General features: G+C 56.9%; 16 protein-coding genes. 5 read left to right on the top strand and 11 right to left on the bottom strand.

Annotated elements, in window-relative coordinates; genetic code table 11:
- Window positions 1-6: 6 nt before the first annotated feature.
- Window positions 7-1,248, bottom strand: coding sequence for an urea ABC transporter substrate-binding protein (locus JOE09_RS00990; protein ID WP_205064457.1), 1,242 nt, complete (start codon window positions 1,246-1,248; stop codon window positions 7-9).
- A gap of 724 nt (window positions 1,249-1,972) precedes the next feature.
- Between JOE09_RS00990 and bglF the strand changes: the two genes are divergently transcribed.
- The 3 genes from bglF to JOE09_RS00975 all read left to right on the top strand — a co-directional run bounded on the left by bglF (window position 1,973) and on the right by JOE09_RS00975 (window position 6,753).
- Window positions 1,973-3,850 carry a PTS beta-glucoside transporter subunit IIABC gene (bglF, locus tag JOE09_RS00985; RefSeq protein ID WP_205064456.1) on the top strand — a complete coding sequence of 626 codons (1,878 nt, stop codon included), beginning with the start codon at window positions 1,973-1,975 and terminating at the stop codon, window positions 3,848-3,850.
- 21 nt (window positions 3,851-3,871) lie between these two features.
- Window positions 3,872-5,266 carry a glycoside hydrolase family 1 protein gene (locus JOE09_RS00980; RefSeq protein WP_205064455.1) on the top strand — a complete coding sequence of 465 codons (1,395 nt, stop codon included), beginning with the start codon at window positions 3,872-3,874 and terminating at the stop codon, window positions 5,264-5,266.
- Between the two features lie 179 nt (window positions 5,267-5,445).
- Window positions 5,446-6,753, top strand: a complete 1,308-nt coding sequence (locus JOE09_RS00975) for a carbohydrate porin (protein WP_239552938.1) — start codon at window positions 5,446-5,448, stop codon at window positions 6,751-6,753.
- Window positions 6,754-6,831: 78 nt separating this feature from the next.
- Here the strand turns inward: JOE09_RS00975 and licT are convergent, their stop codons facing one another.
- On the bottom strand, window positions 6,832-7,698 hold the full coding sequence (gene licT / locus JOE09_RS00970) for a BglG family transcription antiterminator LicT (protein WP_200543680.1): 867 nt from the start codon (window positions 7,696-7,698) through the stop codon (window positions 6,832-6,834).
- A 161-nt stretch (window positions 7,699-7,859) separates the two neighbouring features.
- The gene (locus tag JOE09_RS00965; protein ID WP_200559490.1) at window positions 7,860-9,479 is read right to left on the bottom strand and encodes a peptide ABC transporter substrate-binding protein; all 1,620 of its coding nucleotides are present in this window, start codon (window positions 9,477-9,479) and stop codon (window positions 7,860-7,862) included.
- A 207-nt stretch (window positions 9,480-9,686) separates the two neighbouring features.
- On the opposite strand from JOE09_RS00965, the gene mpaA reads away from it, so the two are divergent.
- The gene (gene mpaA / locus JOE09_RS00960; protein ID WP_205064453.1) at window positions 9,687-10,394 is read left to right on the top strand and encodes a murein tripeptide amidase MpaA; all 708 of its coding nucleotides are present in this window, start codon (window positions 9,687-9,689) and stop codon (window positions 10,392-10,394) included.
- Here the strand turns inward: mpaA and ycjG are convergent.
- On the bottom strand, window positions 10,374-11,357 hold the full coding sequence (gene ycjG / locus JOE09_RS00955; protein WP_205064452.1) for an L-Ala-D/L-Glu epimerase: 984 nt from the start codon (window positions 11,355-11,357) through the stop codon (window positions 10,374-10,376). The genes mpaA and ycjG overlap by 21 nt on opposite strands.
- Before the next feature lie 118 nt (window positions 11,358-11,475).
- Here ycjG and tpx point away from each other — a divergent pair, with 118 nt between their 5' ends.
- The gene (gene tpx, locus JOE09_RS00950) at window positions 11,476-11,979 is read left to right on the top strand and encodes a thiol peroxidase (RefSeq protein ID WP_205064451.1); all 504 of its coding nucleotides are present in this window, start codon (window positions 11,476-11,478) and stop codon (window positions 11,977-11,979) included.
- A gap of 47 nt (window positions 11,980-12,026) precedes the next feature.
- Here tpx and tyrR read toward each other — a convergent pair whose 3' ends face one another.
- The 7 genes from tyrR to pspA all read right to left on the bottom strand — a co-directional run bounded on the left by tyrR (window position 12,027) and on the right by pspA (window position 17,741).
- The gene (tyrR, locus tag JOE09_RS00945) at window positions 12,027-13,592 is read right to left on the bottom strand and encodes a transcriptional regulator TyrR (protein ID WP_200543693.1); all 1,566 of its coding nucleotides are present in this window, start codon (window positions 13,590-13,592) and stop codon (window positions 12,027-12,029) included.
- 113 nt (window positions 13,593-13,705) lie between these two features.
- Window positions 13,706-14,761 carry a YcjF family protein gene (locus JOE09_RS00940; protein WP_205064450.1) on the bottom strand — a complete coding sequence of 352 codons (1,056 nt, stop codon included), beginning with the start codon at window positions 14,759-14,761 and terminating at the stop codon, window positions 13,706-13,708.
- The gene (locus JOE09_RS00935; protein ID WP_205064449.1) at window positions 14,758-16,155 is read right to left on the bottom strand and encodes a YcjX family GTP-binding protein; all 1,398 of its coding nucleotides are present in this window, start codon (window positions 16,153-16,155) and stop codon (window positions 14,758-14,760) included. The genes JOE09_RS00940 and JOE09_RS00935 overlap by 4 nt, the downstream gene beginning before the upstream one ends.
- Window positions 16,156-16,208: 53 nt before the next feature.
- Window positions 16,209-16,439: a phage shock protein PspD gene (gene pspD, locus JOE09_RS00930; RefSeq protein ID WP_205064448.1), complete on the bottom strand. Its 231-nt coding sequence runs from the start codon at window positions 16,437-16,439 to the stop codon at window positions 16,209-16,211.
- A gap of 26 nt (window positions 16,440-16,465) precedes the next feature.
- Window positions 16,466-16,816: an envelope stress response membrane protein PspC gene (gene pspC / locus JOE09_RS00925; protein ID WP_105594711.1), complete on the bottom strand. Its 351-nt coding sequence runs from the start codon at window positions 16,814-16,816 to the stop codon at window positions 16,466-16,468.
- The gene (gene pspB / locus JOE09_RS00920; RefSeq protein WP_205064447.1) at window positions 16,813-17,040 is read right to left on the bottom strand and encodes an envelope stress response membrane protein PspB; all 228 of its coding nucleotides are present in this window, start codon (window positions 17,038-17,040) and stop codon (window positions 16,813-16,815) included. The genes pspC and pspB overlap by 4 nt, the downstream gene beginning before the upstream one ends.
- A gap of 35 nt (window positions 17,041-17,075) precedes the next feature.
- Window positions 17,076-17,741 (bottom strand): phage shock protein PspA, encoded by a 666-nt coding sequence (gene pspA, locus JOE09_RS00915; RefSeq protein WP_205064446.1) that lies wholly within the window; start codon window positions 17,739-17,741, stop codon window positions 17,076-17,078.
- Between the last annotated feature and the right edge of the window lie 179 nt (window positions 17,742-17,920).

Below are 17,920 nucleotides of genomic sequence, written 5' to 3'. Positions count from 1 at the left end.
TTCTCCTTACAACTCAATCTGATATTGCCTGGTATCACGCGGATTTTTCTTCAAGTCGCAGACCATGGCGGTGTCGACCGGTGCCTGGCGCGTAAAGGTCTCCAGAATCTTCATCTGATGATTTTCCACTTCGGCAATATGCACATCCAGCGTGCAGTGATGGGTCACCGGATCGACGATCAGCTGGCCGCTCGGCGAGGTTAATGAAATGCCGGATTCCAGCGCTTCAATCACCTTCATGCGGTCGATATCACCGGCCTTTCTCACCCCTTCCGCCCAGATCAGCATGCCCTGATAGGCACCCATCGCCAGATCGCTGATGTACGGCACGCTGCTGCCGTAGCGGGCCTGGAATTTTTCCACAAAGGCTTTGTTTTCCGGGGTCGGAATTTCCTGCATATAGTTGGCGCAGACCAGAATGCCGTTGCTTTCCTCCGGCGACAGGATGATATGTTCGTTGCCGCCGCCAAATACGGTAGAGGCAATCGGGATCTTGCCGCTCATGCCCGAGGCGTGCCACTGGCGGTAGAATGAGATATGGGCCCCGCCGACCAGCGCAGACCAGACCATATCCGGTTTGGCGCTCTGGATTTTTGAAATGGCGGCACCGAAATCCGTGACGTCCAGCGGGAAGAACTCCACGGCGACGGTTTCGCCATCGTTTTCTTTAACAAATTTTTTCACCCACGCCGAGACGATCTGCCCGTAGTTGTAATCCGCGGCGAGGATATAGACTTTTTTGCCCCATTTTTTCATCGCGTAGGGCACCAGTTTTTCCACGGTTTGCGCAGGCGTTGAGGCGGAAGAGAAGTAGTTGCGGTCGCAGACGCCGCCCTCATACTGCGCGGGATAGAAGTAAAGAGAACGGAAACGGTCCAGCACCGGGCGGATCACTTCACGAGAAGCAGAGGTAATGCCGCCGTGGACCACCGCAACTTTATCTTTTAATGCCGCCTGCTGGGCATACTGCGCATAAAGCTGCATGTTGGACTGCGCATCGTAATTAATGACCTGCACCGGACGCCCCAGTAATCCGCCTGCCGCGTTAATTTCTTCGGCGGCAAGATTAATGGCATCCGACATCGGTTTACCGTAGATATCAAGACCGCCGGACAGGTCCAGAATACTGGCGACTTTAATCGCCTCTTTACCGTCAGCCGCCAGGCTGAATTTTGGCGCAATGCCTGCTGCCATGCCCAACGCAGATATTGCAGATCCCTGAATAAATGAACGACGACTAATAGCCATAGCACCCTCGAAGTGAAGTAGTCATGTTAATAAGAAGATTTCCGGGTTACGGACGGAAGCAATCAGAGACACGCAGACGGCGCTGTCTGCACAGGTTTGAAAGGCGGGCCACATCTTTGGGGCCGATGGTATCAAGCAATTAGCGGGCCATCTTTTTACGTTTCATGACAAACTCAGCTATTCCGCGGTTGGATCTCGCCTGAAAATAAATTATTTAACTGCGGAATTTAAAATGCGCACCAATAAACAACAACCGGCACCAAATCGGTGCATAAATATCGCTATCACTGTATTTTTATACTGGCACTTATAACAAAGCACATGGCTCGGACAACAAAGAAAATATCATCGCCACACCAGATAAAAAGAATGAAACCGTTTTGCTTCCTGCCATTTTTATCAACAAAGTTTATTCGTTTATATTAATAAAATAACTCAATGACGCTGCCGCCTGTCGTTCGTCAGCATCGCAGGTTGACCAACAACGGCTCAGACTGGAAAAAGGTGAGCCCGCTCACGAAATCCAGTTTTTGCCGTTTCCCCCCCTTGTCAGCCTGCCGTAACTGAGGAACTATTTGCGTCAACAAATCAGGATTGCTACTGAATTTCAGGCAAAACCTAAACAGCTTTTCATGGACCGTGGTCCGTCTGAAGCTGTTTAGGTTTTTTTTTGGCCTGAATTCAGTAACGGCCCGTGACAAGATGTCAGAACCAGGAGCATACGATGAAGTACCAGGCGTTATCAGAAGAGATCCTGCAAGGGGTTGGCGGCAAGGCAAATATCAGTTCGGTGATACATTGCGCAACCCGCCTGCGTTTTAAACTGAAGGACAGCAGCAAAGCCGATACCGCCGGGCTGAAGAACAACCCGGGCGTGATTATGGTCGTGGAAAGCGGCGGCCAGTATCAGGTGGTGATCGGCAATCACGTCAGTGACGTTCATCAGGCGCTGCTGTCCGTAGCGGGCCTGGGTGACGGCAGCGGTAACGGTAGCGATGAACAAAAAGGCTCGCTGTTTGCCCGCCTGATTGACGTTATTTCCGGCATCTTCACCCCGTTTATCGGCGTGATGGCGGCGTCAGGTATTTTGAAAGGCCTGCTATCCCTGGCGCTGGCGCTGAATGTGATTAGCGAAGACGCCGGCCTGTACAAAATCCTGTTTGTCGCCAGCGATGCCCTGTTCTACTTCCTGCCGGTGGTGCTGGGCTACTGCGCGGGCAAGAAATTCGGTGGCAATGCCTTTACCACCATGATTATCGGCGCAGCACTGGTGCATCCGCTGATGCTGGCTGCTCTGAATGCCGAGCAAGGCGGTGCCGCACCGCTGCACGTCTTCGGTGTGCCGGTCATTCTGATTAACTACAGCTCATCGGTTATCCCGATTATTTTTGCCGCCTGGCTTTCCTGCCTGGTGGAGCGCACCGTACATACCCGCCTGCCGGGCGCGATTCGTAACTTCACCACGCCGCTGCTCTGCCTTGTCATCACCATTCCGCTGACCTTTATGGTCATTGGCCCGGCGGCGACCTGGCTCAGCCATCTGCTGGCGGACGGCTACCTGGCGATTTACCAGTTCAGTCCGACCTTCGCCGGGGCCTTTATCGGTGCGTTCTGGCAGGTTTGCGTAATCTTTGGTCTGCACTGGAGCCTGGTGCCGATCATGATCAACAACCTCAGCGTGATCGGTTCAGATACCCTGCTGCCGCTGCTGATGCCCGCCGTACTCGGCCAGGCCGGTGCCACACTCGGCGTGATGCTGCGCACTCGCGATGCCAAAACCAAAGGCATTGCCGCCTCCGCCTTCAGCGCCAGCCTGTTTGGTATTACAGAACCCGCGGTCTACGGCATTACGTTGCCGAACCGCCGTCCGTTTATCTTCGGCTGCATCGGCGGCGCACTGGGTGCCGCGGTGCTCGGCTTCTGGCACACCACTTCTTATTCATTCGGTATGCCGTCGATTTTCACCTTCAGCCAGGTGGTACCGAAAACCGGTTTTGACGCCAGCGTGATGGCCTCCTTTGCCGGTGCCATTATTGCTCTGGTCTTTGCCGCCGTCGCGACCTGGCTGTTTGGCCTGCCTGCCGCGAAGGCAGAAGAGGCTCCGGCCCCGGCACCGCAGGCAGTAGTCAATCCCGATCTGCTGGCGAAAACCCAGATCGCCAGCCCGATGACAGGCGCAGTCGTGCAGCTGGAGCAGGTGCCGGATGAAACCTTCGCCAGCGGCCTGCTGGGCAAAGGAGTGGGTATTCAGCCTACGGTGGGCCGCGTGCTGTCACCGGTTAACGGCACCGTTGCCTCGCTGTTCCGTACCCGTCACGCCATTGGCCTTGAGGCCGATAACGGTGCGGAAGTACTGATCCACGTGGGCATCGACACGGTAAAACTCGACGGTCTGCACTTTACCACACACGTCAGCCAGGACGATCGCGTCAGCGTCGGCGATCTGCTGCTGGAGTTTGATATCGAGGCGATACGTGCCGCCGGTTATGACCTGACCACACCGGTGCTGGTCAGCAACAGTGATGACTATATCGACGTGCTGGTTGCCAGCCAGCAAAGCGAAGTGACCGCAGGCGAGCCCCTGCTGGCGCTGATTAAATAATTTTTCACAAGGAGAACCATCATGACTCAACGTTTCCCACAAGATTTCCTCTGGGGCGGCGCGGTTGCCGCTAACCAGGTTGAAGGTGCCTGGCAGACCGATGGTAAAGGCCTGTCGACCTCGGATCTTCAGCCACAGGGTATTTTCGGCGAGCGCGTGGAACGCCAGGCTGGCGACTCAGGCATTAAAGATGTGGCCATCGACTTCTATCACCGCTATCCGGAAGACATCAAGCTGTTCGCCGAGATGGGTTTCACCGTCCTGCGCACCTCGATTGCCTGGACCCGAATCTTCCCGGAAGGCGACGAGTTGCAGCCGAACGAAGCCGGACTGGCCTATTACGACCGCCTGTTTGACGAGATGGCGAAATACAACATCCAGCCATTAGTGACACTGTCACACTACGAGATGCCGTACGGCCTGATCAAAAAGTATGGCGGCTGGGGTAGCCGTACCACCATCGCCTGCTTCGTGAAGTATGCGGAAACGGTGTTCGAGCGCTTCAAGCACAAGGTTAAGCACTGGCTGACCTTCAACGAAATCAATATGTCGCTGCATGCGCCGTTTACCGGCGTCGGTCTGCCGGAAGAGAGCAACAAGCAGGCGGTGTATCAGGCCATCCACCATCAGCTGGTGGCCAGCGCGCTGGCGGTAAAAGCCTGCCATCAGATCGTCCCGGAAGGGAAAATCGGTAACATGCTGCTGGGCGCGATGCTCTATCCGCTGACGCCAAACCCGGCTGACGTGATGGAAACGCTGCAGCAGAACCGCGACTGGCTGTTCTTCGGCGATGTGCAGACCCGCGGCTATTACCCGTCGTATATGACCCGCTTCTTCCGGGAAAACGGTATTACGCTGGATATTACCGAGCAGGACAAAATTGACCTGCGCCAGCCGGTCGACTTTATCTCCTTCAGCTACTACATGACCGGCTGCGTCACCACCGACGAAGAGCTGAACCAGAAAGAGCGTGGAAACATTCTCAATATGGTGCCGAACCCGCATCTGGCGAGTTCCGAATGGGGCTGGCAGATCGACCCGGAAGGCCTGCGCTATCTGCTGAACGTGCTGTACGACCGTTATCAGAAACCGCTGTTTATCGTTGAAAACGGCCTGGGTGCCCGCGATACCGTGGAAGCCGACGGTTCTATCAATGATGACTACCGCATCGCCTACCTTAACGATCACCTGGTTCAGGTGCGCGAAGCGATCGATGACGGCGTAGAAGTGCTGGGCTACACCTGCTGGGGGCCTATCGACCTGGTCAGCGCGTCAAAAGCCGAGTTCTCCAAGCGCTACGGCTTTATCTACGTTGACCGCGATGACCAGGGTAACGGCACCCTCACCCGCACCCGTAAGAAAAGTTTCTTCTGGTATCAGGACGTGATTAAAACTCACGGCGAATCACTGAAATAAACTATCCGGGCAGTGACGCTGCCCGATTAATTAACGCCCCATAAAAAACTGTTCCGCAATAACGGGAACAGGGGGCGTTGTCGTGCCCTAACCCTTCAGAATGAATATAAAAAATGAACAATATCTCTCTGCGTTTAAATAATAAGAACCGCCTGGCGCTGATCGCGCTCGCCGTTGGAATGAGTACTTCAGCCGCGTACGCGCAGGAGTGGAACGGCACCGCGTTGGGCTTCCAGGCCCCGCAGGAAGGGCTGCTGGGCGATATGCTGGGTATTCGCCCTATTCTGGAAGATAACGGCTTCCATTATAATTTAGGTTATTTAAGCCAGGTCTCCTATAACGCCGGTGGCGGATATAATCACGATAAGCATGCCGCCTATATCGACCAGTTCTCATTAACTTTCGCTCAGGATTTAGAAAAGCTGACCGGTATTCCCGATGCTAAAATTGAAGGAAATATCGTTAATCGTAACCACAACGACAGCCTGACCAATAAGCGCTTAAAAGACGACCGGGTTAATTTCAACGATATTTCACAGGAAAGCTACGGCGGGCAGTCAATTACCCGTCTGGGCTGGCTAACCTTCTCGCGTACCTTTGATGACCGTCGCCTGCAATGGCGTATCGGGATGATGAATAAAAACCAGGATTTCGACCAGATTATCCCGTGCGACTTCCAGCTGCTGTCGCAGTGCGGCGGTAAATCCGCTAACTCAATGACCTGGTATAACTGGAACGTTCACTACTGGGGAACCACGCTGCAATATAAGCTGACCGACGAGCTGACGATCAAGGGGGGCATCATGGAACAGAACCCTGACGCCACCGCCCGCAGTCACGCGTGGAGCTGGTCAACGAAGGGCAGTAAGGGGATGCTGCTGCCGCTTGAACTGGAGCTGAAAACCCACGTCAACGACCTGCCGGGGATCTATAACGTCGGCGTGCTGTTTACCAATGCGAAACAGTACGATCTGTCCGAAGGCAAATCACAGTCACGCGGTGCCGATGACCCGGAAGGCTACCGCAGCTATAACCGCACGTGGTTCCTGTACACCGGCTTTAATCAGCAGCTGACCCGCCACGCCGATGACGCCACGCGCGGGCTGAGCACCTCATGGAGCCTCGGCCTGAGCGACCAGCGCAGCAACTACATGCATGCCACGCTGGCCGGTTCCCTGCGCTATCACGGCCTGTTCGATGCGCGCCCGGATGACTGGATTGGTTTCGGTGCCAGCTACATCAAAATGAGCGATCACTATCGCGACAATCAGCAGGCGCTGAACGACATTCAGGGCGTGGATGAATACGGCAACCCGCTCTACAGCCCGCTGCCCGGCCACTCGGTGAACGCCGAGCTGTACTACCGTCTGCGCGTGACCTCCTGGCTGGAACTACAGCCCGCACTGCAGTACTGGCATCGCCCCGGCGGCCTGAAAGAAACTCAGGATGCATGGGTCACCGGGCTGAAAACGGTGGTCACCTTCTGATCGACCCGGTCCGTATCTGAGGCATAAAAAAGGGTGCTGGCATGATTGCCAGCACCCTTTTTCGTTTCGCCGCTGATATCAGGCTTCGTCGTCGCTTTCACCCAGCGCCAGCGTCTCTTTGCGCACCCGTTCAATATGAATGGTCAGGAACATGCGTTCTTCACTGCCCAGCTTGTACTGGTAGTTTTTAATGATGTGGCGATCGATTTTATCCACGCATTTATACGCCTGCGGATAGCGATCGCGAACCACGTCGTGCAGAGACTCATCGTCGCTGTAAACGCCCTGTTTACCGAGCATACGCTGGGAGAAAAATTTCAGATGGGTGACAAAGCGGTTGTAGCTGAGTGAGTCGGTCTGGTAGTCCAGCTGCAGCTGGTATTTCACAATGTGCAGGATCTCCTGCATAAATTTAGTGATGTGCATCACCGCCGGCATTTCGCTGTCCAGCTGCGCGTTGACCAGATGCAGAGCGATGAAACCGGCTTCATCGTCGCTCATCCTTACCTTCAGGCGTTTTTCAATAATATCCAGCGCGGCCAGGCCAATGCCGTACTCTTTCGGATACAGGCTGCGGATCTCCCACTGCAGCACGTTGCGGATCGGCAGATTCTGCTGATGGCGGACCAGGGCAAAATGAATATGATCGGTCAGTGCAATCGCGACCTGCCCTTCATGCAGTGCGGTCCCCAGCTGCTGACGCGCCAGTGCTATCACGCATTCGCTGGTGATGACCACTTCAATGGGGATCTCAGACAGCAGCTCACTTAAACGCCCGGTCAGCTCGCGGCTTTTCAGGGCGAACGTTTTCTCCACCAGCTGCGGGTCCAGTTCGTCGTTCGCGCGCTTTTTAAACGCCAGACCGCGCCCCATCACCACCTGTTCATTGCCGTGTTCGTCGTGAACGATCACCACGTTATTATTTAACACTTTCGCTATTTTCATTTCCCGGCCCGAAAACAAAAAAACCTGACCGCCGGAAAATCCGACAATCAGGTTTTGCCTGTATGATTACAGTAACAATCCAATCCTGCTACGATAATGGATAGATTACGACTCACAAGTTCCTGGCTACCGAATTGTGATACAACTCCCGATTTAGCGGATCAGTGCTTCAGAATATACATCGTGCGGCTGTAAGCGACGTCTTCCGGGTTGGTAATCGGATAGCCCTTCACGTACGGTTTTATCAGCCGTCCGTTGGTGTACTGATAAATCGGTGCAATCGGCGCACGTTCGGCAATCATTTGCTCGGCGCGGTTATAGTCGTCGTTGCGCGCTTTCGCGCTGGTTTCCCGGCTGGCTTTATCCATCAGCGCATCATATTCCGGGCTTTTAAAGCGGGCGATATTGCCGCTGTGCGCCGAGGTCAGCAGGCTGAGGAAGGTCGACGGCTCGTTATAGTCGCCGACCCAGGAGGCGCGGATAATATCGAAGTTACCGCTGTTGCGGCTGTCGATGTAGGTTTTCCACTCCTGGTTTTGCAGCTTAACGTTGACGCCCAGATTCTTCTTCCACATCGACGCTACGGCGATAGCGATTTTCTGATGCGTTTCCGATGAGTTATACAGCAGGGTCAGGTCCAGCGGTTTCGACGGCCCGTAACCCGCCGCCGCCAGCAGAGATTTTGCCTGCGCATTGAGATCTGCCTGGCTGTGCTGCTGCAGGAAGCTTTCCTTCGGCGTAAATCCGGCGGTCACGTCCGGCGTGAAGTGCCAGGCCGGTTTTTCCCCGGTGCCCAGTACCTTTTCAGCGATGATTTTACGATCGATACTCCACGACAGCGCCTGACGCACGCGCACGTCGGCGGTCGGCCCCTTCTGGGTATTGAAGGCATAATAGTACGTACCCAGCTGATCCGGGGTATACACCTCGCCCGGCAGCTGTTTTTTCAGCAGGCCGTACAGCTCTTTCGGGAAGGATTCGGTGATATCGATGTCCCCGGCGCGATAGCGTTTGGTGGCGCTTGACTCTTCGCTAATTGGCACAAAGGTGACCTTATTCAGCACCGAGTGAGCGTTGTCCCAGTAGTTCGGGTTGCGCACCAGCACCAGTTTTTCATTTACCACGCGGCTTTCCAGCTGATACGCGCCGTTGCCGACCAGATTGCCGGGGCGCGTCCATTGATCGCCGAACTGCTCAACGACTTTTTTCGGTACCGGGAACAGGCTGAAATTCGCGGTCAGGCTGACAAAATACGGCACCGGTTTATCCAGCGTCACCTTCAGGTGGGTCGCATCGGTTGCCGTCACTCCCAGCTTGTCAGGCGTCATGGTGCCTTTGACGATGGCACCGGCGTTTTCAATACCTGCCAGCTCGGCAAACCACGCGAAAGTTGAGGTATTTTTCGGGTCAACCAGACGCTGCCAGCTGTAAACGAAATCGTCGGCGGTAACCGGATCGCCGTTGGACCAGCGGGCGTCCTTACGCAGGGTGAAAATCCAGGTTTTGTTATCGTTGCTTTGCCAGCCGGTGGCGACGCCGGGGATGATTTTGCCGCTGGCATCCTGATTAGTCAGCCCTTCAAACAGATCGCGGATCACCGGGATTTCCGGCAGTCCCACGGCCTTGACCGGGTCCAGCGACGCCGGTTCATCTTTAATATGGCGCACAATTTCCTGGCTGGCCGCCAGCTGGGTCCCGGGTGGCACGTCGGCAGCGCGCGCGGCAGAGGAGATACACAGCGCCAGAACGGCGAGCGCGGGAACGGAAAAAGCCTTCTTCATAAAGACATCCTTAGCTGTCAGCAGCAGACGATAAGCGGCGGGTCTGAAATATTGCAGAAACTGTAGCGCAGTTTGTCGTGGAACAGGCATATTTTTCAACGGGCTGTGTCAAAAGCCTCACTTTTTTCTTTTACTGCCTGCCACCCACTCTCTGCTACGCTGATTTGAGTATAGTGTCAGCATGACGCCTTTTTTCTGGAGCCCATTATGTCGTTACTTCACCCCCGCCCGCTGCGTGGTCGCCTGGATACCAACGGAAAACAGTACGGACAGTCGCTGCTCGGCGCACCGCTGCTGTGGTTTCCTGCCCCGGCCGCGGATGAGGAAAGCGGGTTAATTCTTGCCGGCACCCACGGTGACGAAACCGCCGCCGTGGTCACCCTTTCCTGCGCTATGCGTTCTTTGCAGGACCAGCATCGCCGCCATCACGTGGTGCTGGCGGTGAATCCGGACGGCTGCCAGCTGGGGCTACGCGCCAATGCCAATGGCGTTGACCTTAACCGCAATTTCCCGGCGGCCAACTGGCAAAATGGCGACACGGTTTATCGCTGGAACAGCGCGGCGGAGGAACGGGACGTACTGCTATCTACCGGAGATCGCGCCGGTTCAGAACCTGAAACTCAGGCGCTGTGCCAGCTCATCCATCAGCTGAAGCCACAGTGGATCGTCACCTTCCACGAACCGCTGGCCTGCATTGAAGACCCGCATGAAAGCCCGCTGGGGCAGTGGCTGGCGGAGCAGACCGAACTGCCGCTGGTGACCAGCGTCGGCTATGCCACCCCCGGTTCGTTCGGCAGCTGGTGCGCCGACCTTAACCTGCCCTGCATTACCGCCGAACTGCCGCCGATTTCAGCCGATGAAGCCACCGAACGTTATCTGGCGGCGATGGTGGCGCTACTTCGCTGGCACCGCTGACAGCGTGATGCGCCCGCAGCTGAACGGCAGCGTAGGCTCTGCATCCACCGCCAGCCACGTCGGGCCGTCGAGATCGACAAATCGCGCTCCAGGGGCCAGCGGCAGCGCGGCACGAATGGCGCGTGAGGTACAAAGCATGCAGCCGAGCATAATATCAAAGCCCTGCTGGCGCGCATCCGCCGCCAGCGCCAGCGCTTCGGTCAGGCCGCCGGTTTTGTCCAGCTTGATATTGACCATCTCATAGCGGCCGCGCAGCCCCGGAAGATCCTGCCGCGTATGGCAGCTCTCATCGGCGCAGATCGGCAGCGGATGAATAAAGTTTTCCAGCGCCGCGTCTTCGCCAGCGGGCAGCGGCTGCTCCAGCATCGCCACGCCGAGATCGGCCAGCAGCTGGCAGCGCGCAGCCAGGCCTTCGGCATGCCAGGACTCATTGGCGTCAATAATCAGCGTGGCCTGAGGCACCGCAGCGCGGATGGCGACCAGGCGCTCGGCAATCAGATGATTATCCAGCTTAATTTTTAACAGCCTTGCCCCGTTTTGCCACAGGGCCAGCGCGCTGCTGGCCATCATTTCCGGCACGTCGATGCTGACGGTCTGCGCCATAGCGATAACCTGCGGTTCCGGCTCGGCGGTCAGCTGCCACAGACTGTGCTGGGTGAGCTGTGATTCCAGCTGCCACAGCGCGCTGTCGACGGCGTTGCGCGCCGCGCCTGCGGGCAGCACCTGCTGAAGCTGTTCGCGGGTCATGCCTTGCTCGAGCCGCGGGATGATGCCGCTAATCAGCGCCAGCACCGATTCTTCACTTTCGCCGTAGCGCGCATAGGGCGAACACTCACCCTGCACCCTGACGCCCTGCTCTTCCAGTTCAACGACCACCACCCCCACTTCATTGCGGGTGCCGCGGGCGATCACAAACGGCGTATGCAACGGCCAGCTTTCCGGGTACACCTTCACTGCTCTCATGCTCATGTCCTTATATGCCCTGGGCTTTTAATTTTGTTATCGTTTTTTACTGTCTCATAGCTTCAGCATGACATACACTGAAAGCGTTTAAACACCATTAACATTAAAAGGATAGTCTATGTCTCAGACCGTACATTTTCAGGGTAACCCGGTTTCCGTTGACGGCCAAATCCCTGGTCCAGGCCAGAGCGCGAAACCCTTTACCCTGGTCGCGAAAGACCTTGCCGATGTCTTTCTTTCGCAGTACGCAGGTAAACGTAAGGTGCTGAATATCTTCCCTAGTATTGATACCGGCGTTTGCGCGGCGTCAGTGCGTAAATTCAACCAGCTGGCTAACGACCTGGACAACACCGTGGTGCTGTGCATTTCAGCAGACCTGCCGTTCGCTCAGTCCCGCTTCTGCGGTTCTGACGGCCTGAGCAACGTGGTGACCCTGTCCACCCTGCGCGGCGGCGAGTTCAAGAAAGACTACGGCGTGGCAATTGCTGAAGGTCCGCTGGCCGGTCTGACTGCCCGTGCGGTAGTGGTGCTGGATGAGCAGGACAACGTGCTGTACAGCGAGCTGGTGAATGAAATCACCACCGAACCAGACTACGATGCGGCGCTGGCTGCACTTAAGTAACTGTGTTGCAGGCCAGCCGTCCGGCTGGCCTTCTTGTTGTTTCCCGACTACTCGCTGTCCGTTTTCTTCTGACTCAGGCCATATTCCCGCAGTTTATTGGCAATCGCGGTGTGCGATACGCCCAGCCTTTTCGCCAGCTTGCGTGTGCTGGGATAGGAGAGATAAAGACGGGTCAGCACCGAGCGCTCAAAGCGGCTGGTAATTTCATCCAGCGAGCCTTCAATCGCATCATCACCCAGCGGCATTTCCATCGCATATTCCGGCAGCGCAATATCCTGTGGCCGCAGTTCATAGCCCTCCAGCTGGGCCAGCGCGCGGTACAGCGCATTTTTCAGCTGACGCACATTTCCCGGCCAGGTATAACGCGTCAGGAAGCCGTTCAGCTGCGGCGACAGCTTCGGCCTTGCCATGCCCTGTTCATCGGCAAAGCGGGCAACGAACATTTCAGTCAGCGGCAGGATATCCTGCGGGCGGTCGCGCAGCGGCGGCAGATTCAGCGTCAGCACGTTCAGCCGGTAAAACAGATCTTCACGGAATTCCCCGCGCTGAACCAGCTCCATCAGGTTACGCTGGGTGGCGCAGATCACCCGCACATCCACGTGTACCTCATGTTCTTCGCCCACGCGGCGGAAGGTGCCGTCGTTCAGGAAGCGCAGCAGCTTGGTTTGCATACGCGGTGACATTTCACCGATCTCATCCAACAGCACCGAACCGCCGCTGGCCTGCTCGAAGAAGCCTTTTTTCCCTTCCAGCGCGTTCGGATAGGCACCGGCCGCGTGACCAAACAGTTCGCTTTCAGCCACATCATCCGGCAGCGACGCGCAGTTCAGCGCCAGGAACGGCTTTTTACCCCGAGCGCTGCGCAAATGGCAGGCGCGGGCCAGCATATCCTTACCGGTACCGGTATCACCAACAATCAGCAGCGGTGCGTCCAGCATCGCCAGCTTGCGCGCCTGATCGATGACCTGGCGCATTTTGCTGCTGACGGCAACAATATGCTGGAATTCGCTGTCATCGTTCACCGCCAGGTTTTGCAGCTGCTGCCCCATGCGGGCTGTCGATTTCAACAGAACCACCGCACCGGCAGGCGTGGTGGCATTATTTTCATCGTCACGGGCATAGATCGGCGTCACCTCCATCAGGAAGTCTCGCCCCTGTAGCACGACATGGTGCGCCTGCGCCTCAATGCGCTCACTTTCCAGCCAGCGCTGGAAGTTAAAGCCGGGGATAAGTGCACCCGCGCTGTAATTACGCATTTTCTCTTCATTGAGATCGAATAACGACTGCGCCGCCGGGTTTGCCAGTTCAACCTTGCTTTTTAAATCAATGGAGAAAACCGGCTCGGGCAGAGCAACAAGCAGCGCGCTCAGCGCTCGATGCTCGCGCTCGGAAGGCAGAAATGCGACCGTACGCACGTCGGTCACACCAGGGATGCGGCGAATTTCCGCCATCAGCTGGCTGAACTGTTCAAAGCTGATGGTGGAAAAATTCAGGTAGATGCGGCCAATAGCGGCAATTTCGATACCGCGTAGATCGATGCTGCGTTCAACCAGCAGATCCAGCAGTTCACGGGTCAGACCAATTCGGTCCTGGCAAAATACTTCGAGACGCATGGATGTAAACCCTTATTGTTGCGGTGTCTGGCACTGTCACAATAATACGCTATCCCGCGGCCACTCAGAAGCATTCTGTCAGGAAAAGTTGACAGCGACTGTAATCAGCCGTGTCATTTTTCGCGATCGGGCGACCGCTTCAGGCTTTCTTTTAGCTGGCCTATCAGTTCACGGCGGAAATCGCCCAGGCGCGGTTTATCATCCTCCAGCCAGGGCAGCGGGCGGCAAAGCTCCATGGCTTTAATGCCGAGGCGCGCGGTCAGCAGCCCCGCACCAATGCCCTGTGCGGCACGCGCCGACAGCCGGGCCGCCAGATCCTGCGACATCCAGTCCATACCCACTTCCCGCACCAGCTCCGATGCCCCGGCGAATGCAATATTCAGCAGCACCAGTTTAAACAGGCGCAGACGACTGAAATAACCCAGCTCAATGCCGTACAGCTGGGCGATGCGGTTCACCAGCCGCAGATTGCGCCAGGCAATAAAGGCCATATCCACCAGTGCCAGCGGGCTGACGGCAATCATCAGCGTCGATTCAGCAGCGCAGCGGCTGATTTCTCGCCGCGCCTGGCGATCCAGCTGCGGCTGCACCAGCCGGGCATAGAGCGCCACCACTTCGCTATCGTTGTGTGTTTCGTGCAGCGAAGCCTGCCAGCGCTGTAACGCCGGGTTGCCAGTGTCCAGCCCGGCCTGCTGTGCCAGCTTTTCGCAGAAAGCGCGGCCTTTACCCATGCCGTGGCTGTGCAGCAATTCGCGGCCGATATCGCGCTCGGTCGCCCGCTCGCGCAGGCGGTAAAGCCGACGCCACTCCACGATGAGCGAACCGGCACCGGCGGCGACAATCAGCCCGCCGGCCACGCTGCCACCGAGGGCAATCCAGTCCTGCGCGACCCACGCCTGATGGGTCCACTGCACGCCCTGGGCCACCACGCTGATACCAAACAGGCCCAGCCCGGCGGTAACCATTTTGCGCCACAGGCTGCGTTTAGGCCGCAGCGCGGCTTCCACCGCCAGCTCGCCCGCGCTCTCTTCCTGCACATCAACTTCCGGCTCAACGGCAATAAACCGATCCTGCTGTTCGGCAAATTCCTGCTGCTGCCGCAGGACCGTTGCCTGCTCTTTGGCCAGCGGTTCGGCAAAATCCATGCGCGGTTTAATCGGTGTATTCATCGCAGCTTATCTCCCAGTAAAAATTCCAGCGCGGCATCCATACGGATATGTGGCAGCGGCCTGTCGATATCCAGCGCCTGCGGACGGAACTGCTCAAAATGAAAACCCTGCTGCTGCCAGAAGGCGCTGCCGGGAAGACGGGGTGGTACTTCGCCCGGATAGACGGTTAACGGAACACCGTCGGTCAGTCGGTGACCGCGTAACGCCGGGATGCTTTCTCCCTGATGCTCAACGTAGCCGCTCTGCGTCGCCTGCACCGAAGCCAGGCCAACGCAGTCCATGGTGATACCTTCAAACGCGGCGTTTTGCCAGGCATCCTGCACCAGCTGCTGCAACAGCGACACCAGGTTGGCGTGCTGATCGGCGGTAACGTGATCGGACTTGGTGGCGGCGAACAGCAGCTTATCAATCACCGGGGAGAACATCCGGCGGAACAGCGTGCGCTGGCCGTAGGAGAAGCTTTGCATCAGCTGAGTCAGCGCCAGGCGCATGTCGTTAAACGCCTGCGGGCCGCTGTTCAGCGGCTGCAAGCAGTCAACCAGCACAATCTGGCGGTCAAAGCGCAGAAAATGATTTTTGTAGAAATCTTTCACCACGTGCTGGCAGTAGTATTGATAACGCGCGCGCAGCATGCCGATATTGCTGGCGGCATCCGCCTGCGCCAGTCGGGTTTCACCGCCCTCTGCGACTTCCGGCCAGGGGAAAAACTGCAGCGCAGGGGCACCGGCCATTTCGCCGGGCAGCACAAAGCGGCCGGGCTGAATAAAGTGCAGCCCTTCCTGTTTGCAGCGCTGAAGATATTCGGTCCACGCTGCGGCGATCTCCGCCAGCCGGTTTTCGTCCGCCGGGGCCAGCGGGTCCAAACCGCTGCACAGCTGTTGCCATTGCTGCGACCACAAGGCACGGTCGCCCTGTAACAGCCCGGTCATCTGCCGTGACCAGCTGAGGTAATCCTGCGCCAGCATTGGCAGATCGAGCAGCCATTCGCCGGGATAGTCGACGATTTCAAGGTACAGCGTGGAGGCGTCGGTAAAATGGCGCAGCAGCGAATCGCGCGAGCGGTAGCGCAGCGCCAGGCGCATTTCGCTGACCCCACGCGTTGGCGTCGGCCAGTCCGGCGGGGTGCCGTGCAGCTGCGCCAGCCCTTCATCATAGGTAAAGCGGGGAATGCCCAGATCGCGCTGCGGCACGCGCTTCACGCCCAGCAGCCGCTGCTCGCGCACGGCGGTAAACAGCGGCAGTCGGGCGTCGGTATTCACATTCAGAAGCTGGTTAACCAGCGAGGTGATAAAAGCGGTTTTACCGCTGCGGCTCAGGCCGGTAACGGCGAGACGCAGATGGCGATCCACGCCGCGATTCACCAGCGACATCAATTCATTTTGCAGTCGTTTCATCAGGGGCCAGCTTACCTCAGGTGTTTGATTGTCCTTAGTTTAACACACTGGCGCTAGCGGGCCGGTTTCACCCATTTTGCTACAGCTCCCCGCATCACGCGGCGGAGCAGCAGTTCCAGCGCCCACGCCAGTAAAATTTTCAGCGGTTTACGCGCCACGGATTTTACCGCCCAGCCGCTCAGGCCTGCCGGGCCGTAGGTGATGGCGCTAATCAGAATAAATTTCCCCACCTTTTTTAGCGCGGGTGCGGCCTGATGACGAAGGGTCGATTTCCCGTGACGCATAGTTTTCTCCACGTGAGTAGACACGATCAAAGCTGGCTGAAGCGGCTGCGCACGGTAAAGGTTTCTGACGTGACGTAGCGCTCCACCTCACGCAGCTGCTGCTCGCCGCCGCGCAGTTCGCGGCTAAGCTCATCCAGCAGCTGAGAGGCATTCAGCGGCGGCTGGTTGTCCAGTTCGCTCTGCGGCATTTCATCCAGCACCAGAGCCAGCGCGGCATAGGCTACCAGGGTAAAGACAAACAGCCCGAAGAACATCGACAACACCACAATCACCCGTACCAGCCGCACCGGAATATCCAGATAGTTGGCAATCCCGGCGCAGACGCCCTTCAGTTTGCCCTGCTGCGGAATACGGTAAAGCTTATGGCGATGGTTCATGGCTGCCTCCAGTTCGGATGCTCGGCGTCGAGAATCGCTTCCAGCGCCTGAATGCGCTCACGCATTTTTTTCGCATCGCCGGTCAGCTGTTGCAGTCGTTGCAGATCGCCCTGCGACAGATCGCTGCCGCGGTTTTGCCGGTTACTGTAGTGCAGCCACAGCCAGATCGGCGCGACGAACAGCACAAAAATAGTTAACGGTATGGCAAGAAATAACGCGCTCATTGATTCTCCTTAATACAGGCCCGTTGACGGTTGGCTTACTCGCTGCGGTTCATTTTAGCTTTCAGGGCCGCCAGCTGCTGGCTGATTTCATCGTCCGCCTGCAGTTCAGCGAACTGCTGGTCGAGGGTTTTCTTTTTACCAAAGCTGTGGCTTTCGGCTTCCGCTTCCATGTGGTCGATGCGGCGCTCGAACGACTCAAAGCGCGCCATCGCTTCATCAATTTTACCGCTGTCCAGCTGGCGACGAACGTCACGAGAAGAAGAAGCCGCCTGATGACGCAGAGTCAGTGCCTGTTGGCGAGCACGGGTTTCGTTCAGTTTGTTCTCCAGTTCGCCAATTTCGCCTTTCATGCGGGTGAGGCTCTCGTCCACCTGGCTGGATTCCTGGTTCAGCACGGCGATCAGGTCGGTGAGTTTTTGCTTCTCAATCAGCGCGGCGCGTGCCAGATCTTCTTTGTCTTTGCTCAGTGCCAGCTCGGCTTTATCCTGCCATTCCGCCTGCTGGGTTTCCGCCTGATCAATGCGGCGCAGCAGCTGTTTCTTTTCAGCCAGCGCGCGAGCGGAGGTGGTACGCACTTCCACCAGCGTATCTTCCATTTCCTGAATCATCAGGCGAACCAGCTTCTGCGGATCTTCGGCCTTTTCCAGCAGCGCGTTAATATTGGCGTTCACGATGTCGGCGAAACGAGAAAAAATTCCCATAATACAATCCTCTTCAATAAGATCCCGGCGTCTGCCGTTTAAACACGTTGATCGTGCGGTACGGGGATACACTATTCAAAAGGCGTGCCAGTTTTTATGTTATTGATTTTTAATGCCCAGGCGTGTTTACAGCCGCCAGGCTAAACTTTAGATTAGTTAATCTCGCTAAATCCTGGTGA

Origin of the sequence: Pantoea coffeiphila (assembly GCF_016909495.1) — a bacterium.
Taxonomy (GTDB): domain Bacteria; phylum Pseudomonadota; class Gammaproteobacteria; order Enterobacterales; family Enterobacteriaceae; genus Erwinia; species Erwinia coffeiphila.
Note: the sequence above shows the minus strand (reverse complement) of the source record. Positions and strands in the feature narration are given on the sequence as shown.